Raw genomic sequence first — 20,808 nt, forward strand, 5'->3', positions numbered from 1 at the left:
GAGGTGACGGGGTCGTTGTGGCGTGGGTGACGATAAGTCAGGCCACTGGTTATGGTAAAGGTCACTTATCGTAATTAACGGTTACACTCGGTTGGGAGACCGGGAGATCCCCGGTGTTATCGAGGAGAAGCGTGATGGCTGCTGTGACCATTGATGTGGACCGCTCCGATGCCGTCTACCGCGACTGGCTGAAGGAGGCCGTCCGCCGGGTCCAGGCCGACGCGAACCGGTCGGCCGACACGCACCTGCTGCGCTTTCCGCTGCCCGAGGAGTGGGGGATCGACCTCTACCTGAAGGACGAGTCGACCCACCCGACCGGCAGCCTCAAGCACCGGCTGGCCCGCTCGCTCTTCCTGTACGGGCTGTGCAACGGCTGGATCAGACCGGGCAAGCCGGTGATCGAGGCGTCCAGCGGCTCCACCGCGATCTCGGAGGCGTACTTCGCCAACCTGATCGGGGTGCCGTTCATCGCGGTGATGTCGAAGACGACCAGCCAGGCCAAGATCGACCTGATCGAGTTCCAGGGCGGCACCTGTCACCTGGTCGACAACCCGGCCGAGGTGTACGAGGTCTCCGCCCAGCTCGCCGAGAAGACCGGCGGGCACTACATGGACCAGTTCACCTACGCCGAGCGGGCCACCGACTGGCGGGGCAACAACAACATCGCCGAGTCGATCTTCCACCAGCTCCAGCTGGAGCGGCACCCCGAGCCGGCCTGGGTGGTCGCCACCGCGGGCACCGGCGGCACCTCGGCCACCATCGCCCGGTACGTGCACTACATGCAGTACGACACCCGGATCTGCGTGGCAGACCCGGACAACTCCTGCTTCTTCGAGGGCTGGATCGGCGAGGACCCGGAGGCGCTCTGCCCCAAGGGCTCGCGGATCGAGGGCATCGGCCGCCCCCGGATGGAGCCCAGCTTCGTGCCGGGCGCGGTCGACCGGATGATGAAGGTGCCGGACGCCGCCTCGATCGCCACCGTGCGGGTGCTCGAGCGGGTGCTCGGCCGCCGGGCCGGCGGGTCGACCGGGACGGGGCTGTGGAGCGCGCTGCGGATCGTCGGCGAGATGCGGGCGGCCGGGCGGCGCGGCAGTGTCGTGACGCTGCTCTGCGACCCGGGCGACCGGTACCTGGAGAAGTACTACTCGGACGCCTGGCTGGCGGAGCAGGGCCTGGAGATCGAGCCCTACGTGGCGATGCTCGACGCCTTCCTGGCGGGGAACGGGCGCCTCGACTGAGCGTGCAGTGGTCTCTGCCGTGGCCGCTGCTCTGATTGCTGATCTGATCGCCGAGCGAAAAACCCCTGGCCGGGCGCGGTGCGGGCGTGATAGTCAACGGCGTATGGAAGACCTTTTGACTGAGCGTTTGATCCTGCACCCCTTCACCGGCGCCGAGGCCCGGCAGGTGGCCGACGTCGTGCGCGACGGGCAGGAGCACTGGGCTGCGGACTACCCGCAGATCGGTGAGCAGGTGGGCGCGCGGATGTTCGCCCAGGCCTGTGAGGCCGGGCTCGACCCGCGTCCCTTCGGTGGTTACGAGATACGGCTGGCCGAGACCGGCCAGGCCGTGGGCGGCATCGGCTTCCACGGCGGGCCGGACGAGAACGGTGCCGTGGAGATCGGGTACGGGCTGTCCCCGTCCGCCCGGGGCAAGGGGTATGCGGCCGAAGCCGTGCGGCGGATGATCGAGCTGGCGCGCGAGCAGGGCGTGAAGACGTTCACCGGGAACGCGGACCTGGACAACCCGGCCTCGCACCGGGTGATGGCGGCGGCGGGGATGGAGCTCGTGCGGCAAGACGAGAAGCTCGTCTACTTCGAGTTGCCGCTCAGCTGAGCTCTGGAGCAACCTGACGGGGGTGGGCGCGGGGCGCTGCGCAACCGGGCACCTTGGGAGGTGGCTGGGCGCGCAGTTCGCCGCGCCCCTTTTTGTGCCGCCCCAGCGATCACTGCCCGGGCCAGGACGGTGCCGATCTCGGCGAGGAAGGCGGCGGCGGTGTCCAGGCGTTCGCCGGCCGGCGTGGCCGGGCCGAGCAGGGCGGCGCCGTCTCGGGTGAACTCGGCCAGCAGGGCGTTGCGTTGGGCTGCCGCCAGCATGGAGCGGTACCAGACGTCGTCGTCGATCAGGTAGCTCTCGCGGCGGCCCGGCTCCTCGCGGACGCGGCGGATCAGCTCCTGGGCCTCCAGGTAGCCGACTGCCTTGGAGATTGAGGCCGGGCTCACGGCGAGCCGCTGCACCAGCTCGGCCGAGGTCAGCCTGCCGGTGTCGGTGACGTAGAGGCAGCTGAGCACCCGGGCCGCCATGCGCGGCAGGCCGAGGTGGGTCAGCAGGTCGGCGAACCGGTCGGCGAACTCGGCGACGGCGGCCGGATCGCGCCCCTCCGGTATCTGGGCGCTGCCCTCGGGGAGGCGGGTCGGGCCCGGGCGGCGGCGGGCCCGGCGGAGGGTGGCGCGCTGGGCGGTCTCCGCGCGGTAGCGGGCCGGGCCGCCGTTGCGGGCGATCTCGCGGGTCACGGTGGAGGTGGGGCGGGCGATCCGCCGGGCGATCGCCGCGTAGTCCAGCCCCTCGGCCAGCCCGGTGGCGATCGCCTGACGGTCCTGCGGGCTCAGCCTGCTGCCCGGCACGGGTGGCTCCCCTCCGTGATTGCAATCGACCTCGGCAGATTGCAATCGTCGGCATCGTCATTGCAATGATTGTACGTCAATGACCTGTGCTTATGGCCTCTTTGAGGCTCGGGGTTGTTGATGGAGGGTCGAAGATCGCCGTAACTTCTTCAGCGAAGAGGAAAGCACCGACCGACCAGGGGGACCCACCATGAAGACCACTGCTGTCACCGCAGTACTGACCGCCGCGCTGCTCTCCGTCACTCCGGTGGCGTTCGGCGCCGACCGGGAGAGCGGCGGGCACCGGGAGTTGCAGGCGGCGCTGGACCGGGCGGTCACAGAGGCCCACCTGCCGGGGGTGCTGGTGGAGGTCCGGGACGGCGGCGCGAGCTGGTTCGGGCAGGCCGGCACGGCCGAGTTGGGCACCGGGCGGGGGTTCGAGCCGCAGGACCGGTTCCGGATCGGCAGCACCACCAAGACCTTCGTCGCCACCGTGCTGCTGCAGCTGGAGGCCGAGCACCGGCTGAGCCTGGACGACAGCGTGGAGCGGTGGCTGCCCGGGCTGGTGGACGGCAACGGCTACGAGGGCTCGAAGATCACGATCCGTCAGCTGCTGAACCACACCAGTGGGATCGCCAACTTCGCGACGGCGGTGCAGGACGAGTTCAGCGGGGAGCCGTTCCTGCGGCACCGGTTCGACCGGTTCACCCCGCGTCAGCTGGTCGAGCTGGGGCTGAGCACCGAGCCGCAGTTCGCCCCCGGCGCCGGCTGGCAGTACTCCGACACCAACTACGTGCTGGCGGGGCTGGTGGTCGAGCAGGCCACCGGGCGCAGTCTCGGGCAGGAGATCACCGACCGGCTGGTGCGACCGCTGCACCTGAAGAGCACCTACGAGCCGGCACCCGAGGACACCGGCATCCGGGGCCCGCACGGGCGGTTCTACTCCAAGCTCGGCCCGACCTACGCCCCGGCGTCGCCGGTGTACGACGTGACCGAGCTCAACCCCAGCTGGGGCTGGGGCTCGGGTGACCTGGTCTCCACGGCGGGCGACCTGGCCACCTTCTTCCAGCAGCTGCTGAAGGGCCGGGTGCTGCCGCCCGCCCAGCTGGCGGAGATGCTCGACACGCAGGACCCGGGCCGGAACTGGATCCCCGGCACCCGGTACGGGCTCGGGCTCGCCTCGGCCACCCTGTCCTGCGGCCAGGTCTGGGGGATGGGCGGCGCGATCGACGGCTCCTGGTCGTACACCTTCGGCACCCGGGACGGCCGCCACCTGCTCTCCACCGAGGTCAACGGCGACTGGGCCGACGACGCGCCCTCGAAGCTGGGGCCGATCTCGGTGTTCCAGCAGGAGTTGGAGGCGGAGTTCTGCGGCGGTGGCGCGGCCGCCCGCTGAAGGCGGCCGCAGCCGGGGTCAGCCCGCGAGGATGAGTTCGCGGACGTGGTCGCGGGCGGCCTCGGCGGCCTCCGGGGGGAGGGCGGTGTCGGTGACCCAGGTGTCGACCTCGGCCAGCTCGGCGAAGGTGGAGAGGCCGACGATGCCCCACTTGGTGTGGTCGGCCACGGCCACCACGCGGCGGGCCGAGGCGACGAAGTTGCGGTTGGTCTCGGCCTCGGCGAGGTTCGGGGTGGAGAGGCCGGCCTCGGGGGAGAGGCCGTGGGTGCCGAGGAAGAGCAGGTCGAAGTGGAGCGAGCGGATCGCCCGGTCCGCGACCGGGCCGACCAGCGCGTCGGAGGGGGTGCGGACGCCGCCGGTGAGCACCACGGTGGCGCCGGGGGCGCCGGTGCCGCGGGCCCGCTCGAAGACGTCGGCGACCCGGACGGAGTTGGTCACCACGGTGAGCTGCTCGATCTCGGTGAGGTGCTGGGCCAGCGCGAAGGTGGTGGTGCCGCCGGAGAGGGCGATCGCGCTGCCGGGGGAGACCAGCCGGGCCGCGGCCAGGGCGATCTCCTCCTTGGCGGAGAGCTCGAGGGCGGATTTGGCCTCGAAGCCGGGCTCGTGGGTGCGGGCCTCCTCGACCACCACCGCGCCGCCGTGCACCTTCTCGATCACGCCAGCGCGGGCGAGGGCGTCCAGGTCACGGCGGATGGTCATGTCCGAGACGTTGAGCCGCTTGGTGAGCTCGTTGACGCGCACGCCGCCGCGCCGCCGCACCTCGTCGAGGATCAGCGCCCGGCGCTGTTCCGCGAGCAGATTGCTGTTGTCGGCCACGTGCTTCGCCCTCCCGGTCCGTTGATCAGCCCATCCTTGCAGATTCCCGGCCGGGAAGATCCTCCGGGAGCAGCAGTTGGAGCTCCTCGGTGGAGGGTTCGGCGAGTTGGGCCACCCGCATGGCGTGTCGTTCGACCATCGTCTCGAAGACCTGACGGGCCGTCCGGCCGTTGCCGAAGCCTGGGCCGCGCTCCAGGGTGCCGAAGTACCCGAGCAGGGCCTCGGCGCTCGGGTCGGAGAGCACGTACTCGTGCTCGGTGCACTGGGCCCGGGCGATCTGCAGCAGCTCGGCGGCGGTGTAGTCGGGGAAGGTGATGGTGCGGGAGAAGCGGGAGGAGACGCCGGGGTTGGCGGAGAGGAAGCGCTCCATCTCGGCGGTGTAGCCGGCCACGATCACCACCACCTCGTCGCGGTGGTCCTCCATCAGCTTGACCAGGGTGTCGATCGCCTCGCGGCCGAAGTCCCGGGCGCCGTCCTCGGGGGCCAGCGCGTACGCCTCGTCGATGAAGAGGACGCCGCCGCGGGCCTTGTCGAAGGCGGCCTGGGTGCGGATCGCGGTGGAGCCGATGTGCTCGCCGACCAGGTCGACCCGGGCCACCTCGACCAGGTGGCCCTGCTGGAGCACACCGAGCGAGGCGAGGATCTCGCCGTAGAGGCGGGCCACGGTGGTCTTGCCGGTGCCGGGGGAGCCGGTGAAGACCAGGTGGCGGCGCAGGGACGGGGCCTTGAGCCCGGCCTGGCGGCGCCGGCGGCCGACCGAGATCAGGTCGATCAGGGTGCGCACCTCCTGCTTCACGGTGGCCAGGCCGATCAGCGAGTCCAGCTCGGCCAGGGCCTCGTCGGCCGGGCGGCAGTCCGGGATCGGGGCGATCTGCGGGGCCGAGGGGGCGAGCGGGGCCGGGGCGGTGGTGAGTTGGGCGGTGCGCGGGGCGGGCAGCTCGACCGGCGGGCCCACGTCGTCGGAGGTGCAGCCCTCGGTGACCGGGCCGGGCTCGGCGAACTCGAAGCCCGCGCGGCCGTTCTGCTCGGCCCGGCAGCGGGTCAGCTCGGTGCGGCAGCCGTCGATGATGTGGAAGCCGAAGCCCTTGCCGTGCGAGACCCGGCAGTCCTCGAAGGTGCCCCTGCCCTGGGCGGAGACGTAGACGGCCGCCTCGGCGGCGGCCCGCACGGTGCACTCGCGCAGGGTGGGGTCGGCGCCCTTGGTGACGATCACCCCGGTGGCCACCTCGGAGATCTCACAGCCGGTCAGCTGCCCGCCGCTGCCGTGGTCGCGGAACCAGAGGCCGGTGCCGGCCTCCTGGATCCGGCAGTCGGCCAGCGCCACGCTGGCCCCGCCGCTGACCGAGACGGCCGAGCTGCGGATCCGGCTGAACGAGCAGTCGCGGGCGGTGGCGATGGATTCGCGGTCGAGCACGAAGAGCGCGTCGGGCAGGTCGTGCAGCGAGCAGTCGGTGAGGGTGAGCCGGGCGCCGTCGCTGACCCAGACGGCGGGGTAGTCGCCGGTGCTGGAGTGCAGCTCGCAGGAGAGCGCCTCGGCCAGGGTGCCGCTGTCCCAGACCGAGAGGGCGCCCCGGCCGAATTCGCGCAGGGTGGTCTTCTCCATGGTCAGCCGGGAGCGGCCGCGCAGGTCGGCGGCGTTCTCCGGCAGGTCGTGCACCCGGCAGCCGGTGAGCACCAGCTCGGCCTCGGTGTCCAGGGTGAGCCCGTTGCCGCTGACCCGGCGGATCTCGCAGTCGTCCAGGCGGCCGGTGGCCTGGGCCTCGGCCTGCACGCCGCTGCCGCGGATCTCGTAGATCTCGCAGCTGGTCAGGGCGGCGCTGGAGCCCGGGTCGGTGAGCAGCACCCCGGCGCCGCTGGCGTGGTGCAGCCGGGAGCGCTCCACCTCCGCGCTCGCGCCCTCCAGCACCGCGAGGCCGGCCTGGCCGGAGTCGAGCAGCTCGCAGTCGGCGATCAGCGCCCGGGCGCGCGAGCGCAGCCGCACGCCGAGGCCCGCCGGGTTGCTGACGGTGCAGCCGCGCAGGGTGGCCCGGGCCTGCTCGGTGATCTCCACCCCGGCGGCGGCCCTGGTCTCCACCCGGCAGCCGGAGAACTCGGCCTCCGCCCCGGCGCCGGTGACCAGCACGGCCGGGGCGGAGCTCTCCGAGCCCTCGATCACCAGCCCGCGCACGGTGGCGGCGGCCGTCACGGTGAGCGGCACGCCCGAGGGCGGGTCGATCCGCACCGTGCCCGGGCCCTCGGCGGGCTGCAAGGTGACGGGCCGGTCGAGCAGCACGTTCTCCCGGAAGACCCCGGGCCGCAGGGTCAGGGTGTCGCCCGGCTCGGCCGCCGCGAGCGCCTCGCGCAGCGTCTCGTACTCGCCCGCCCGACGGCGCCAGCGCGAGGCGCTGTCCTGCGTGACCCGGACCCTGTGCTCAGCCATGCCGCTCCGTCATCCCCACCGTCGTCTCCGTGCCGGCCCTGGGGCGCGCGCCACCGCGCCGACGCTCCCGCCCGCTCAGGAGCTACAACGAGTGGGCTCCCACTCGGTTCCTGCGGGGCCGAACCAGTGTCGGTCCGGCCCGGCCTGTCAGTCTTCCTCCGGGCCGTCCGGCACCAGGCGCGGGCCCTCCTCCAGGACGGTGAAGGCGTCGCCCAGGCGGACGGTGCCCAGCTGGTCGCCGGTGCGGCCCTCGGGGCGCTCGGGGACGACCTGCACGCCGAAGGCCAGGCTCTTGCCGAAGCGGTGGTGGCGGCCGAGCGCGCGCAGCGGTTCGGGGCCGCGGCGGGCACCGGTCTCCTGGTCGGTGGTGGTGATCACGCAGCGGCCGCAGGGCTTGGCGACCCGGAAGGTGACCTCGCCGACCCGTACCCGGCGCCAGCCGTCCTCGGCCCAGGGCTCCAGGCCGTCGATGACCAGGTTCGGACGGAACCGCTCCATCGGCAGCGCGGCGGACTTGCGCGGGTCGTCCGGGTGGTCGGCGGCGAGGTGCTCGTTGAGCGCGGCCAGCGAGGCGGTGCTGGCGATCTGCAGCGGGAAGCCGTCGGCCAGGCTGACCGTCTCGTGGCCGTGGGCGAAGTCGGGGTGGACCGCGCGGGCGGCGGCCGGGTCGTCCAGGTGCACCAGGCGGACGGCGCCGACCCGGCGCGCGAAGCGCTCGCCGAAGCGCTCGCCGAACCAGGCGCCGGTCTCGGCCGGGGCGAGGGCGGTCTTGAACAGCGCGCCGAAGATCTCCACCTCGGCCAGCGGGGCGCCCGCGGCGGCGCTCGGCGCCTCGACCCGGAGGGTGGCGCCGTCGGGCGCGGTCAGGGTCAGCGAGCCGTCGGGGGCGGAGTGGACCCGGAGCTGACCGAGCGCCGGCTCCTCGCGCTGGGTGACGGCCCGCCCGGTGGCGTCGACCAGCATCCAGCGCCGGTCACCGGTCAGCCCCCAGGGCTCGACGGTCGCGCTCTCCGGGCTCAGGCGGTAGGCGGACTTGAGCGGGTAGACGTGCAGTCCGATCAGCTGTGGCATACGCCTATCCTGCCAGCCGCCGCCCACCCGTTCGGCCCACGGCCCCGGCCGGGCCGAACGGCCCCGGGGAACGCGAAGGCCGCCCGGGCCCCGCATCGCTGCGGTGCCCGGGCGGCCCGGTGTGGAACGACCCCTGTGGAGACGGGTCCGGCTGCCCCTCGTCAGCCGGATCCGCGCGGTGCTGCGGGTGGGTTCAGTAGCCCTGGCCCTGGTAGCCGCCCTGCTGGTAGGGCTGCTCGGCGTACTGCGCCGGGCGCTGCGGCGGCACCGGGCGCATCGGCGCGGGAGCGGTGGGGCGGAACTGGTTGCCGCCCATGCTCTGCTGACCCGTCGCCTGCTGGCCCTGGTCGGCGAAGCCCTGCGGCGCGGCCGGCTGAGCGCCGAACGGCTGGCCGCCGAAGCCCTGCGGGGCGGCGGCGAAGGTGTTCTGGCCGCCGAAGCTCTGCCCGGCGAAGCCCTGGCCGCCGCCGAAGCCCTGCCCGCCGAAGCCGGGCGCGGGCTGAGCCGGCGTGAACTGCGGGGCGGCCGGCGGCTGGAAGGCCGGGGCGGCCGGCCGCTGCGGCTGGGCCACGTAGGACTGCTGGCCGCCGTAGCCCGGGGCGGGCGGCACCGCGTAGGTGCCGGCCGCCGGCTGGGCCGGGAGGTAGGTGGTGGCCGGGCCGCTGCTCGGGCCGGGACCGAGGGCGAGCCGGGCGGGGGGCAGGGCCGGCAGGTTGCTCGCCGGGCCGTCGAAGCCCGTGGAGCCGAAACCGGTGGGGCCGGCCTGGCCGTAGGACGAGCCGTAGCCCGTCTGGTAGCCCGTGGACAACGCCGGCGGCAGTGCGGCCGGGACGTTGATCGGGGCGATCTGCGGGACACCGCGCTCTGCGACCAGGCTGTCGTAGATGGGCGTGCCGGAGGAGAAGGACGGAGAGGGGTAGCCGACTCCGTCGTAGGAGCGGGGCGAGGTCATGGGGCATACCGTAAGCCCACAATGCGCCTGCTGAGGAGAGTGGGAGGCCCAGGAGTTCGAGTGTTTACACAGTCTTCGCTCGAACAAAACCCTCGAATGTAGGAAGATCGGACATTTGGGCGCCGAGATCCGGCCAGGTCCCCGCCGGTCGGGGGGTCGACAAGTGCCCCACAAGTGGTCGAACGGTGCTCGAACGGGCCGGAAGCCGCCCCCGCTCACCACCCCGGCGGAGGCTGAGGGCGCGTGTCGGCACGCCCGAGCCCCCTCGGCTTCGCCGAGAGGGCTCCGGTGCAGGTCAGCGGGCGGACGGGCCCGGACTGCTCAGCGGGTCTGCAGGGCCTGGGCCGGGAAGCCCGGGCGGCCGGCCAGCTCCGAGGTGCAGAAGGAGCAGCGGGTGGCCGCGGCGGGCACGCTGCTCAGGCACTCCGGGCAGTCGGTCTTGGGCGCGGCCTTCTCCTTCGGGGCCTCGAACCGGGCCTGGAGCTTGCCGACCGGCAGCACCACGGCGAAGTAGATGACGGCGGCCACGATCACGAAGCTGATCAGCGCGTTGAGGAAGGCGCCGTACGGGAAGGTGGTGCCGGCGACCGAGAAGGTCTCCTTGCTGAAGTCGCCGACGCTGCCGGCGGCGACCCCGATCAGCGGGGTCAGGAAGGCGGCCACGAACCCGGTGACCACGGCGGTGAAGGCCGCGCCGATGACGATACCGACCGCCAGGTCCACCACGTTGCCGCGCAGCAGGAAGCTGCGGAATCCCTTGAGCACCGGGTCACTCCAAAATGTGCGGAGACCGGATCGCCACCGGCCTCGTGAGGGTGGGGCCGAGCGGCCCGGCGCGCCATCCTTCCGACTCAACCGCCATGCAGTCCAACCCAGTTCACCTGATCCGGCTAATCCTGCGCCCGGCCGCCGGGCGGTGCCCCGACGGTCCGTACACCTCCGCCGGGCGGCGGGTGGACGTCCGGTGGGGGCGCGGTGGCCGAAACGTGCGCCCCTCTGGGCGGGAGGGTGGCGAACGGCGGGGAAACGGCCACCGACCGGCGTCCGACGGCCAACCCTGCGGCGGGTGGCGTCGGCTTCCCGGAACGGCCTGCGCGCGGGGACAGCACTGTGCGAGTGTCGAGCACATGTCCGACGCAGTGTCAGCGCCACCCAGAGTCCTGCACCTCGTCACCGGGCCCCGGCCGCACGGCGCGCAGCACTGCGCCTACGAGTTGCACGGCGAGCTGCTGCGGCGCGGCCACCCCTCGGAGCTCCGCGCCCTCCACCCCGGCCTGCCCGAGGCCCCCGCGCTCGGCCCCTCCCCGCTCGCGCCGAGCACCCTGCGCGCCCTGCGGGCCGCCGCCCGGCAGGCCGACGTGGTGCTCGCGCACGGCCCCGCCGCACTGCCCGCCGCCACGATCGGCCTGCTCGGCACCGGCGTCCCGTTCGTCTACGTGGTCGGCGCCGGATCGCGCTGCCGCACCCGGGAGTCGCGCCTGCGCACCCTGCCGCACTGCGGGATGCTGCACTGCGCCGTCGCCGTGGCCGCCCCCTCCGACGGCTCCCGGCAGGCGCTGATCCGCCGGTTCCGGCTGCCCGCCGCGCGCGTGCGGACCATCCCCGGCGGCCGCTCCGCCGATCGGTTCCGCCCCGACGAGGGCTCCAGCCGGCGGCAGACCGCCCGGGCCGCGCTCGGCCTGCCCGGCCACGGCCCGCTGGTGGCCTGGGTCGGCGCCGCCACCGCCGAGAAGCGGCTCGACCTCGCGCTGGACGTGCTGCACCGGCTGCCCGACCTGCACCTGGCCGTGGTCGGTGCCGGCCTCGGCCCCGGCGGCTGTCCCGACGGCGAACACCGCGCGCACTTCCTCGGCCCGCTCTCCGACACCGCCCCGCTCTACCAGGCCGCCGACGCCCTGCTGCTCACCAGCGACAGCGAGGGCGTGCCCGCCCAGCTGATCGAGGCCGCCCTGGCCGGCCTGCCCGCCGTGGCCACCGACGTGGGCTGGGTCCGCGACCTCGTCCAGGACGGCGTCACCGGCGCCCTCGTCCCGCCCGGCGACGCCCAGGCCCTGGCCGAGGCCCTCGGCCGCACCCTGGCCGTCGCCCCCGCACTCGGCGCCGCCGCCCGCGAACGCGCCCTGGTCCGCTTCGACCTCGCCGTGGTCACCGACGCCTGGCAGCTGCTGCTCCAGCAGATCACCGACAACGCGTAACTCCCCTCCCCGGCACTGTCCCTGAGCTGTCGGCAGGCGCATACTGACGGGCGTGGGCATACTCGCGGTCGTGGCAGGGCTCGGGATCCTCTGGCTGATCACCGGGGTACGGATCGTCCAGCAGTACGAGCGCGGAGTGGTGTTCCGGCTCGGGCGGGTGCGCGGCACCGTCCGGGACCCGGGGCCGGCCTTCCTGGTGCCCGTGCTGGACCGGATGCGCAAGGTCAACGTCCAGGTGATCACCATGCCGGTGCCCGCCCAGGAGGGCATCACCCGGGACAACGTCTCGGTGCGGGTGGACGCCGTGGTCTACTTCCGGGTGGTCGACCCCGTCCGGGCCACCGTGGACGTGCAGAACTACACCTTCGCGATGTCCCAGGTGGCCCAGACCTCGCTGCGCTCGATCATCGGCAAGAGCGAGCTCGACGACCTGCTCTCCGGCCGGGAGAACCTGCACCAGGGCCTCGAGCTCATGCTGGAGAGCCCCGCCGCCTCCTGGGGAGTGCACATCGACCGGGTGGAGATCAAGGACGTCGCGCTGCCCGACTCGATGAAGCGCTCGATGGCCCGCCAGGCCGAGGCCGACCGCGAGCGCCGGGCCCGGATCATCACCGCCGACGGCGAGTACCAGGCCGCCAGCAAGCTGGCCGAGGCCGCCGGGATGATGGACGCCACCCCCTCCGCGATGCAGCTGCGCCTGCTGCAGACCGTGGTCGAGGTGGCCGCCGAGAAGAACTCCACCCTGGTGCTGCCCTTCCCGGTCGAGCTGCTGCGCTTCTTCGAGAGCGCCGCCCAGCGCGTGCAGGACGGCGGCGAGGCTGCTCCGCGCGGGTGAACAATCGGGCAAGTAGCCCGTTGGAGCTGGGGGCTGACCGACCGTCACTGGCAGGCTGTCGGCGTGAAACCCCTGCTGCGCACCGCCGTCCTGCTCGCCGTCACCGGCAGCCTGCTCACCGGCCCGACGGCCATGGCCGCCCCGCGCGCGAGCGCCCACTACGTCAGCCTGGAGCACCCGCAACCCGTCCGGGCCGGCGTCAAGCACGAGGTCCTCGAGTTCTTCTGGTACGACTGCACCCACTCCGCCCTGCTCGAGCAGCCGCTCGAGGACTGGGCCGACCGGCACCGCGAGGACGCCGTGCTGCGCCGCGTGCCGGCCGTCTGGCCCGGCGCCTCGAACGAGGCCGAGCAGCGCGCCCACGCCCGGCTCTACTACGCGCTGGAGCAGCTCGGCGCGGCGGACCGGCTGCAGGCCCAGGTCTTCCAGGCCGTGTACCACCAGCACGCCGACCTCACCACCGAGGACCGGGCGGCCGCCTGGGCCGGCCGCAACGGCCTGGACACCGAGCGGTTCCGCACCGCGTACCGCTCCCCGGAGGTGGCCCGGGCCGTCCAGGAGGCGCCCGAACTGTTCACCCGGTACGAGGTCACCGAACTGCCCACCGTGGTCGTCCAGGGCCGGTACCGGACGTCCCCCAGCGCGGCGGGCGGCGTGGACAAGATCCCCGGCGTGCTGGACACCCTGGTCGACCAGTAGCCCTGCCCGTCAGTCCGGCTGCGGGTAGGTCCGGCCCTTCCAGGCCGCGCCCTGCCCGCGCCAGTGCTGGACGGCCGAATCCACCGTCATCAGCAGGTAGAGCAGAGCGGTGAACGGCAGCAGCAGCGCCGAGCCGGCCGGCTGGCGGTAGTACCGGACCATCGGCAGGAAGGTGCCCGTCATCAGGGCCCAGGCCGCCGCCCCGACCAGCAGCACCTCCGGCGCCCACCCCAGCAGCCCGGCCAGCACCGCCAGCGGCGGCACCAGGTAGATCAGGGCCAGCCCGAGCACGGTGCCGGCCAGCAGCAGCGGCGAGTGCCGCAGCTGGGCGTACGCGCTGCGCGAGACCATCCGCCAGAGCTGGGCCAGCTCCGGGTACGGCCGCACGCTGTCCACCTGCTCGGCGAGGCCCAGCCAGGTGCGCCCGCCCGAGCGCTTGACCGCGCGGGCGATCGAGACGTCGTCGATCACCGCCCCGCGCACCGCCGCCACCCCGCCGGCCCGCTCCAGCGCCTCGCGGCGCACCAGCGAGCAGCCGCCGGCCGCGGCGGCCGTCCGCGCCTTCGGGCGGTTGCTGCGGCGGAAGGGATAGAGCTGGGCGAAGAAGTACACGAAGGCCGGCACGATCAGCCGCTCCCAGCGGGTGGCCACCCGCAGCCGGGCCATCTGCGAGACCAGGTCGAGACCGTTCGCCTCGGCCGAGGCCACCAGGGCGGCCAGCGAATCCGGGCCGTGCGCGATGTCGGCGTCGGTCAGCAGCAGGTACTCGCAAGTACCGGCCGCCGCGACGCCGTGCCGCAGCGCCCAGAGCTTGCCCGTCCAGCCCGGCGGCAGCGGCGGGGGCGTGGTCACCTCCAGCGGCAGGCCGCCCGCCGCGCCCAGCCGCGCGGCCAGCTCGCCGGTGCCGTCCGAGCTGTGGTCGTCCACCAGGATCACCCGGGCCTCGCCCGGGTAGCGCTGGGCCAGCAGGCCGGGCAGGCTCACCGGCAGCACCTCGGCCTCGTCCCGGGCCGGGACGAGCACCACCACGCTCGGCCAGCGCTCCGGCGCCGGGTGCGGCGGCAGCCGCTGGTCGGTACGCCAGAACAGGCCGTGGCAGCACGTCAGCCAGAGCCAGCAGAGCAGGGACAACCCCGAGATCCACAGCAGCACGGTCACCCCGGCAGTCTGCCGCACCGGACCGTGCCGGCGGGGGCGGCCGGGCGGGTTCCAGTAGAGTTTCGGCCTATGAAGATCGCACTGATGGACTCCGGGATCGGCCTGCTCGCCGCTGCCGCCGCGCTGCGCGGCCTGCGGCCCGACGCGGACCTCGTGCTCTCCTCCGACCCCGCCAGCATGCCCTGGGGCCCCCGGCCCGAGGCCGAGATCGTCGAGCTCGCGCTCGGCTGTGCGCGGGCCGCCGCCGAGCTGCGGCCGGACGCGCTGGTGGTCGCCTGCAACACCGCCTCGGTGCACGCCCTGGAGGCCCTGCGGGCCGCCCTCGAACCGGGTATCCCGGTGATCGGCACCGTCCCGGCGATCAAGCCGGCCGCCGCGGCCGGCGGCTCGGTGGCGATCTGGGCCACCCCGGCCACCACCGGCAGCGCCTACCAGCGCGGCCTGATCCGCGAGTTCGGCGGTTCGGCCGCCGTCACCGAGGTGGCCTGCCCCGGGCTGGCCGACGCCGTGGAGCGCGGCGACGCCGCCGCGGTGGAGGCCGCCGTCGCGGACGCCGCCGCCCGCACCCCCGCCGGCACCTCGGCCCTGGTGCTCGGCTGCACCCACTACGAGCTGGTCGCCGAGGTGATCCGGGCCGCCGTCGGCCCGACCCCCCGCTTCTTCGGCTCCGCCGAGGCCGTGGCCGCCCAGGCCCTGCGCCGGATCGCCTCTGACACTCCGGTTGGCGCGGGCCGCCTTACGGTCCTGCACGCGGGCGTCGAGACCGCCCTGCCGCCGGCTGCCCTTGGTTATGAGGAGGGGCGACTGCTACTCGGGGGTACGCGGTCGGAAGAAGCGGAGTCGCTGCTCCCGCACTGAGCCAGTTGCACTACCCAGGGGCGCGGGGAACTGCGCGCAGTCGGAAGGCGACAGGCCCGTACCTTCCGCACTCGCGCAGTTCCCCGCGCCCCTGGGTATACGCCCCCAGCAGGGTTACGCCCGCCGTAGGCGGTTCAGCCAGCGGGCCAGGCCGGTGCGCTCCAGGCCGGAGAGCAGGCTGTCGATGCGGCGGATGCTGGTGGTGGCGTCCACCTGGAGGCGGCTGATCCGCAGCGGGTGGGCGGGCAGCCGGGGGCTCAGGCGGTGGTCGGAGAGGAAGGCGAGGCGGTAGCCGAGCTGGCGCAGCACGGCGTCGGCGCGGGGGTCGTAGCCGCCGTCGGGGTAGGCGAAGGCGGCGGGGGCCTCGCCGAGCCACTGGGTGAGGATCGCGTGGGCGCCGTTGATCTCGGCCTGGACGGTGGTGTCGTCGCACCGGCTCAGGCTCGGGTGGCCCAGCGTGTGGTTGCCGATCGCCACCCCGGCGGCGCGCAGCAGGTGGAGGTCCTCGGGGCGCAGCTGCTCCTGGCGGGGCGCCTGGTGGGTGGCGCTGACCCGCAGCTCGTGCAGGCTGCGGCGGCGGTCCGGATCGGGCAGCGCCTTGAGCCCGGCCAGCACCCCGCCGGGGCCGGCCACGGCCCGGGCCCGGCCGCCGTGCCGGGCCAGGTACTCGGCCTCGTGCCACCAGAACGGCTGATCGGTGCCGATCAGCTCGGCTATCACGAAGGCGGCCGCCGGGATCCGCCGGGCGGCGAGCTGCGGCAGTGCGGTGGTGAGCACGGTGCGGTCGGCGTCGTCGAAGGTGATCAGCACGCTCCGCGGCGGCAGCGGCCGGCCCTCGGCCACCGCCCGCTCCACCTCGAGCAGCGAGACCGGGGTGGCCAGTCGGCGCAGCCGGTCCAGCTGGGCGGCGAAGGAACGCGGGTCCGGCACGCCGTGGTAGGCGAGCACGGCCAGCCGTCCGGCGGCGCGGGTGCGGCGGCGCGGCTGGCCGTGCGAGCGGCGCAGCCGGCTGCGCCGCAGCCGGGACAGCTGGGCGGGGGCGGCCGTCGGCGGGGCGACGGGCTCGGCGGCACTGGTGACGCCGGCGGCCGTACTGGCGCTGACAGTACTGGTGGTGGGCATGGACTGCGGCACGGTTCCCCCCTCGGTCGCCGATGACGGCGCGGCGGTACCACCGGAAGCCGTGCGTGGGCGGCGACCGGTCAACCCGGGCGCGGCGGCTCCGCTCCCTGGCAGGCAACGGACCACGGGGACTCCCGACCCGTGAGTGTCCGCTACCGGATCGCTCAATGTAGTGGAGACCGCCGACGTCCACCGATGGTTGTACGGCAGATGACACCTTTTCTCACAGAGGCGCGCGGCATGCGCACGAGGTCTCCCACCCACCCACGCCGCGCCGCCGCAAGCGGTGCTCCCGTGCGCCCCGGGGTATACGGTTGGGAGCATGGCCGAAACCGAACGTGACCGACCGATGACCCGGGCGGCCCGGCTCTTCACCGGCGGCGCGCTGCGCCGCCACCCCCTCCTGCTCGCGCTGGTGGGCGCCGCCTGCGTGGGCATCGGCATCATGACCGCCGTCGCCGTCCCGGACAGCGACGGCCCCGCCTGGGCGATGGCGGTGGCGGGCTGCCTGGCCGCCGGCGTGATGCTGCTCGGCCGGGTCGCGTTCGCGCGCCTCCGCCCCCCGCTGCGCCAGTGAGCCCCGGACGGTCGTGACTCGGCCGCACCGCGGGTGGGCCGCCGCGTAGGGTCGGCCCCATGCCTATTCCTCCTTTTCTGGCCGAACTCCGTTCGTTCGTCGGCACCCGCCCGCTCTGGCTCTCCGGAGTGGGCGCCGTGGTGCTGGACGGGCAGGGCAGGGTGCTGCTCGGGCGCCGCGCCGACTCCGGCGAATGGGCGCTGATCGGCGGCATCCTCGACCCGGGGGAGGAGCCGGCCGACTGCGTGGTCCGCGAGTGCTTCGAGGAGACCGGCGTGGTGGTCCGCCCCGAGCGGCTGAGCTCGGTCTCGGTCTCCCCGATGACCCAGTACCCCAACGGGGACCAGGCCCGTTACCTGGACCTGACCTTCCGCTGCCGACTGGTCTCCGGCGAGGCCCGGGTGAACGACGACGAGTCGCTGGAGGTCGGCTGGTACGTCCCGGCCGACTTCCCCGAGCTGGACGCGTACACCCGCCGCCGGATCGACATCGCGCTCGCGGACAAGCCGGAGACGGTGTTCGAGACCACCGTCTGAGGCCCCGGCCGAGGCCACCGGCTGAGGCGTCGAGACCCTCAGAGCTTGCGCTGGCGGTACATCTCCTCGGCCGCGTCCAGCACGGCGGCCAGGTCGCCGCCCGCGGTGGCGGTGGCCACGGCGGCCACCGCGCCCTCGACGAAGGGGGCGTCGGCCAGCCGGACGGGGAAGGGCAGGCCGTGCTCGTCGGCGGCGGCCAGCAGGGCGTGCACGGTCGTGACGGCGGTGCCGAGGTCGGCGAGGATGGCCACCCCGTGGCCCTGGTCCACCCGGCGGGCCGCCGCCGCGACCAGGACCGCGCTGGTGCCCGGGCCGTCCGCGAGGCTGCCGCCGGTGGTGGCCACCGGCGCCGGGTCCGGGCCGCCGCCGAGGGCCACGGCCAGCGAGCCGGCCGCCGCGGCCAGCTCCTCGCTGTGCGAGACCAGCACCAGCCCCACCCGCCCGTGCCCGCCGGGCCGGGGCGCGGGGACGGGCGACTCGGCGGTCACGGCGGAGGGGGCGGTCGAGATCGGGATCACCTCGGCGCGGTGGTCGGTGCGGTGCATCGGCTGCTCCAGGGGCAGGTCAGGGCGGCCGGGCGCCGCCGCAGACCGCCGGCGCACCCGGACCCCCACTCTGGCAGCCACCGTGCCCGCTAGCACACTCGCCGCCCCGAAGCGGGCCGATCGGCGCATCTCGGCCCGTGCGGAGGAAGCCTCGCCGAAGCACCCGCCGGGCGGCGGCGGGGTGGATACGCTGGCAGCCGGACGACCGTGGGAGGAGCTGCGCAGTGGCGGCGAACAGTGGGACGCGGGTGGAGGCCAAGCCCGAGCTGGACCTGACGGGGGCCGAGTGGCTCTCCAGCAGTCAGGGGGTGGGCGACGTACAGATCGCCTTCGTCGAGGGCTACATCGCGATGCGGGACGGCCGCCAGCCGGAGGGCCCGGTGCTGGTCTTCACCCCGGCCGAGTGGCGGGCCTTCGTCCTGGGCGCCCGGGACGGCGAGTTCGACCTCACCTGAGGCTCCGCCGAGCGGCGCCTGAGCAGCACCCCTGAGCAGCACCTGAGTACCGGCTCTGCGCCAATCCCCGATTTGTCGTTGACTGTTCGACAAGAAACAGCCCACAGTATGTGCAGCAGGCAGACGCCGTGCCCATCGCCCCCACGCGACCGAGCACGGCGCCTGCTGTGACGCCCGGCACGAGTGCCGAGCTCCTCCCGTGGTGTTGCCCGGACGCACCAGGGTGCGTCGGCCGGTCCCGGCCCCCGAAGGGGTCGGCAGTCGCCGGGAGGCGTGGCACCTTCGTCCGAGAGCGACTCGGGCGCAGGCGCCGGGTTGCCCGCGATCCGCACGCCCCCACGCGGCGGTGTCACGGGCGAGGTTCGCGGTGCGACGGGCCGGGGCCCCGCGAACCTGGCTTGTGGAGTGGTACTTCAGGTGTACGTCAGGTTGGAGTACTACGTCAGGTCTGTCGGTGTTCGTCAGGTCTGAGCGGTGGTTCTGTCGCACGACGATGCGCACAGCTGAAGGAAAGCGCACGCGGGCGCGCCGCGACATGCCGCCCCCCGGTGGATCGAGCCCACAGCGGCTGTCGTGCAGAACCGAACGTAGCCCGGACGGTTGCTCAGAGTCAACATTGGTCTCTGAGCGTGGATCTGGGCCGAGCCGCCGACCCGCCCCGTGAGCAGGCCGTGACGGGCACGTACGATGGTGTCATGTCATTTCTCCGCCGACGCTCCGGCTCGCCCGCAGGACCGGACTTCGACGTGCTCGCGATGGACCCGGGCGACTGGCCCGGCCACTTCGGCGCCATGACGATGACCGGCACGGATGGCTCGTGCCAGGGGATCTTCCTGCGCTACGACCTCTTCGGCGGCCGCGGCCCCGCGATGTTCATCGGCAATCTCCCCGAGGGCTCGCCGGCCCGGGACGCGGCCGACGGAGTCCCGTTCGAGGTCCGTCAGCTCCTGGCGGCGCTCGAGGTCGAGGAACCGGTCGAATTCGTCTCCGCCGAGGACTTCCCGGTGATGCTCGGGGACGACCTGCTGATCGTGAAGAAGATCAAGGTCAGTGAGGGCCGGGTGTTCTGCGCCCAGTTCGGCCGCAGCGACGGCGTGCAGGTCACCATCGCCTCCTGGGACAGACCGATCGCGGACGACCTCTACCAGCTGCTCAAGCCGCTGCCGGCCGACATGTTCCAGCAGGGCTGAGCGCCAGGGCATCGGCAGGGCAGCGGGTAGAGCTGACGGTGCCTTTCGGCCATGCTTGACGTGTTCGATCAACGATTCGTACAGTCACCAGCATGCCGCTCCGCCGCCTGCTGCTGACCGGTCGCAGGTACCTGGATCTGCGGCGCACCGCGAGCGCGGCGTGTCCGGGGACGCGAGTGAGGGCTCTGTAAACCCTGAGGCTCCGTCAACCCCGCACGCCGACGCCCCAGGAGGCGCCGCACCATGACCCCCACGCCCCCCACCACCGACGCCCTGACGGTGGGCCGCACCGTCGCCGACGCCCTCGCGGGCCTGCCCCGGGTGGTCGACCTGCTCGCGGCCCGCGCCGAGGAGCACGACCGGGACGCGACCTTCCCGTACCAAGGCGTCGAGGCCGTGCACGAGGCCGGGCTGCTCACCCTCACCGTGGCGCAGCGCCACGGCGGGCCGGGCGGCGGGCTGGCCGACACCGTGGCCGTGCTGGCCGGGCTCGGCCGCGGCGACGCCTCGGTGGCCGTGCTGACGGCCTGCACCCTGCTGCGCCACGCCGAGCAGGCCCGCACCGGCGGGTGGCCGGCCGCCGCGTACCGCAGACTGCTGACCGAATCCCGGCGCGGGCCCACCCTGCTCAACACGCTGCGCGCGGAGCCCGGCGGCACGGGGGCGCTGCCCGCCACGGTGGCCCGGCGGGACGGCGAGCAGTGGCTGCTGACGGGACGCAAGACCGGCTGCGCCGGGGCCGAGGCGCTGGCCTGGATGGCGGTCTGGGCGCGCACCGACGAGCGGGTGCCGCGGACCGGGCTGTTCCTGCTCCGGGGCGACGGGCCGGGCATCGAGATCGACCCGGTCTGGGACCAGCTGGGCCTGCGGGCCAGCTCCGGGCACGATGTGGTGCTCACCGCGGCGCCCTGTCCGGCCGGGCAGGTGCTCGGGCTGGCCGCGCCCGGCGAGGTGGCGCCGTTGGAGGCGGCCTGGCACGACCTGGCCTTCGCCGCCGTGCAGCTCGGGGTGGCCCGGGCCGCCCAGGACTGGCTGGTGCGCTACCTGGCCACCCAGGGGGCGGCCGCGCGCCACCGGAACGCGCTGGGCGAGCTGGAGGCCGCCCTGATCGTGGCCGAGGAGCTGCTGGCCGGGCTGGCCGGCCGGATCGACCGGGGCTGCCTGACCGCCGCGAGCCGGGCCGGCGCGGCCCGACTGCACGTGGTGCGGACGGCCACCGACGCCGTCCAACAGGCCGTCAGCCTCACCGGCACCCCGGGCCTGAGCCGCCGTCACCCGCTGGAGCGTCACCTGCGCGACTCGCTCAGCGGGCGCGGCCACTTCACCGCCGAGGACCTCACCCTCGACGGACTGGCCCAGGCCGCGCTCGACCGCCGATAACCCC

At 74.1% G+C, this 20,808-nt stretch carries 22 protein-coding genes; 13 read left to right on the plus strand and 9 right to left on the minus strand.

All coding sequences use genetic code 11. The features are described from left to right. Positions 1-134: 134 nt before the first annotated feature. Positions 135-1,238, plus strand: coding sequence for a PLP-dependent cysteine synthase family protein (locus CFP65_RS33730; protein ID WP_104819736.1), 1,104 nt, complete (start codon positions 135-137; stop codon positions 1,236-1,238). A 115-nt stretch (positions 1,239-1,353) separates the two neighbouring features. Next, positions 1,354-1,833, plus strand: a complete 480-nt coding sequence (locus CFP65_RS33735) for a GNAT family N-acetyltransferase (RefSeq protein ID WP_254552704.1) — start codon at positions 1,354-1,356, stop codon at positions 1,831-1,833. On the opposite strand, the gene CFP65_RS33740 is transcribed toward CFP65_RS33735, so the two are convergent. Next, positions 1,809-2,621, minus strand: a complete 813-nt coding sequence (locus CFP65_RS33740) for a GbsR/MarR family transcriptional regulator (RefSeq protein ID WP_104819738.1) — start codon at positions 2,619-2,621, stop codon at positions 1,809-1,811. The genes CFP65_RS33735 and CFP65_RS33740 overlap by 25 nt on opposite strands. A 190-nt stretch (positions 2,622-2,811) precedes the next feature. Between CFP65_RS33740 and CFP65_RS33745 the strand changes: the two genes are divergently transcribed. After that, positions 2,812-3,996 (plus strand): serine hydrolase, encoded by a 1,185-nt coding sequence (locus tag CFP65_RS33745; RefSeq protein WP_104819739.1) that lies wholly within the window; start codon positions 2,812-2,814, stop codon positions 3,994-3,996. Positions 3,997-4,014: 18 nt separating this feature from the next. Here CFP65_RS33745 and CFP65_RS33750 read toward each other — a convergent pair whose 3' ends face one another. The 5 genes from CFP65_RS33750 to mscL all read right to left on the minus strand — a co-directional run bounded on the left by CFP65_RS33750 (position 4,015) and on the right by mscL (position 10,019). Further along, positions 4,015-4,812 carry a DeoR/GlpR family DNA-binding transcription regulator gene (locus CFP65_RS33750; RefSeq protein WP_104819740.1) on the minus strand — a complete coding sequence of 266 codons (798 nt, stop codon included), beginning with the start codon at positions 4,810-4,812 and terminating at the stop codon, positions 4,015-4,017. Between the two features lie 25 nt (positions 4,813-4,837). Then, the gene (locus CFP65_RS33755) at positions 4,838-7,231 is read right to left on the minus strand and encodes a right-handed parallel beta-helix repeat-containing protein (protein WP_104819741.1); all 2,394 of its coding nucleotides are present in this window, start codon (positions 7,229-7,231) and stop codon (positions 4,838-4,840) included. Between the two features lie 147 nt (positions 7,232-7,378). After that, on the minus strand, positions 7,379-8,302 hold the full coding sequence (locus CFP65_RS33760) for an MOSC domain-containing protein (protein WP_104819742.1): 924 nt from the start codon (positions 8,300-8,302) through the stop codon (positions 7,379-7,381). 193 nt (positions 8,303-8,495) lie between these two features. Beyond that, a complete protein-coding gene (locus tag CFP65_RS42660) occupies positions 8,496-9,254 on the minus strand; it encodes a DUF6643 family protein (RefSeq protein ID WP_104819743.1) in 759 nt (252 codons plus the stop codon). A 321-nt stretch (positions 9,255-9,575) separates the two neighbouring features. Beyond that, positions 9,576-10,019 (minus strand): large conductance mechanosensitive channel protein MscL, encoded by a 444-nt coding sequence (gene mscL / locus CFP65_RS33770; RefSeq protein ID WP_104819744.1) that lies wholly within the window; start codon positions 10,017-10,019, stop codon positions 9,576-9,578. A 362-nt stretch (positions 10,020-10,381) separates the two neighbouring features. Here mscL and CFP65_RS33775 point away from each other — a divergent pair, with 362 nt between their 5' ends. From CFP65_RS33775 to CFP65_RS33785, 3 genes are all read left to right on the plus strand, one after another. Further along, positions 10,382-11,449, plus strand: coding sequence for a glycosyltransferase family 4 protein (locus tag CFP65_RS33775; RefSeq protein WP_158702491.1), 1,068 nt, complete (start codon positions 10,382-10,384; stop codon positions 11,447-11,449). A gap of 70 nt (positions 11,450-11,519) precedes the next feature. Continuing rightward, positions 11,520-12,284, plus strand: a complete 765-nt coding sequence (locus CFP65_RS33780) for a slipin family protein (protein ID WP_371682492.1) — start codon at positions 11,520-11,522, stop codon at positions 12,282-12,284. Between the two features lie 63 nt (positions 12,285-12,347). After that, complete coding sequence (locus tag CFP65_RS33785) at positions 12,348-12,983, plus strand: thiol:disulfide interchange protein DsbA/DsbL (RefSeq protein ID WP_104819747.1); 636 nt, start codon at positions 12,348-12,350, stop codon at positions 12,981-12,983. Positions 12,984-12,992: 9 nt separating this feature from the next. Here CFP65_RS33785 and CFP65_RS33790 read toward each other — a convergent pair whose 3' ends face one another. After that, positions 12,993-14,141 (minus strand): glycosyltransferase, encoded by a 1,149-nt coding sequence (locus CFP65_RS33790; protein ID WP_174805595.1) that lies wholly within the window; start codon positions 14,139-14,141, stop codon positions 12,993-12,995. Between the two features lie 69 nt (positions 14,142-14,210). Between CFP65_RS33790 and CFP65_RS33795 the strand changes: the two genes are divergently transcribed. After that, entirely contained in the window at positions 14,211-14,999 is a 789-nt protein-coding gene (locus CFP65_RS33795; protein WP_104819749.1) for a glutamate racemase, read from the plus strand. Positions 15,000-15,113: 114 nt separating this feature from the next. Here CFP65_RS33795 and CFP65_RS33800 read toward each other — a convergent pair whose 3' ends face one another. After that, positions 15,114-16,133, minus strand: coding sequence for a polysaccharide deacetylase family protein (locus CFP65_RS33800; RefSeq protein WP_254552705.1), 1,020 nt, complete (start codon positions 16,131-16,133; stop codon positions 15,114-15,116). A gap of 310 nt (positions 16,134-16,443) precedes the next feature. On the opposite strand from CFP65_RS33800, the gene CFP65_RS33805 reads away from it, so the two are divergent. Together CFP65_RS33805 and CFP65_RS33810 are read left to right on the plus strand one after the other, a co-directional pair. Further along, positions 16,444-16,698: a hypothetical protein gene (locus CFP65_RS33805; protein ID WP_158702492.1), complete on the plus strand. Its 255-nt coding sequence runs from the start codon at positions 16,444-16,446 to the stop codon at positions 16,696-16,698. Positions 16,699-16,757: 59 nt separating this feature from the next. After that, on the plus strand, positions 16,758-17,234 hold the full coding sequence (locus tag CFP65_RS33810) for an NUDIX domain-containing protein (RefSeq protein WP_104819752.1): 477 nt from the start codon (positions 16,758-16,760) through the stop codon (positions 17,232-17,234). A gap of 38 nt (positions 17,235-17,272) precedes the next feature. On the opposite strand, the gene CFP65_RS33815 is transcribed toward CFP65_RS33810, so the two are convergent. After that, positions 17,273-17,779, minus strand: a complete 507-nt coding sequence (locus tag CFP65_RS33815; RefSeq protein ID WP_104819753.1) for a PTS fructose transporter subunit IIA — start codon at positions 17,777-17,779, stop codon at positions 17,273-17,275. Positions 17,780-18,003: 224 nt separating this feature from the next. On the opposite strand from CFP65_RS33815, the gene CFP65_RS33820 reads away from it, so the two are divergent. From CFP65_RS33820 to CFP65_RS33830, 4 genes are all read left to right on the plus strand, one after another. Then, positions 18,004-18,234: a DUF397 domain-containing protein gene (locus tag CFP65_RS33820; RefSeq protein ID WP_104819754.1), complete on the plus strand. Its 231-nt coding sequence runs from the start codon at positions 18,004-18,006 to the stop codon at positions 18,232-18,234. A 695-nt stretch (positions 18,235-18,929) separates the two neighbouring features. Continuing rightward, entirely contained in the window at positions 18,930-19,424 is a 495-nt protein-coding gene (locus CFP65_RS33825; RefSeq protein ID WP_104819755.1) for a hypothetical protein, read from the plus strand. 92 nt (positions 19,425-19,516) lie between these two features. Continuing rightward, a complete protein-coding gene (locus CFP65_RS42665) occupies positions 19,517-19,615 on the plus strand; it encodes a putative leader peptide (protein ID WP_371682493.1) in 99 nt (32 codons plus the stop codon). Positions 19,616-19,667: 52 nt separating this feature from the next. After that, on the plus strand, positions 19,668-20,804 hold the full coding sequence (locus tag CFP65_RS33830; protein WP_104819756.1) for an acyl-CoA dehydrogenase family protein: 1,137 nt from the start codon (positions 19,668-19,670) through the stop codon (positions 20,802-20,804). The last annotated feature ends 4 nt before the right edge of the window (positions 20,805-20,808 follow it).

Origin of the sequence: Kitasatospora sp. MMS16-BH015, assembly GCF_002943525.1 — a bacterium.
Taxonomy (GTDB): domain Bacteria; phylum Actinomycetota; class Actinomycetes; order Streptomycetales; family Streptomycetaceae; genus Kitasatospora.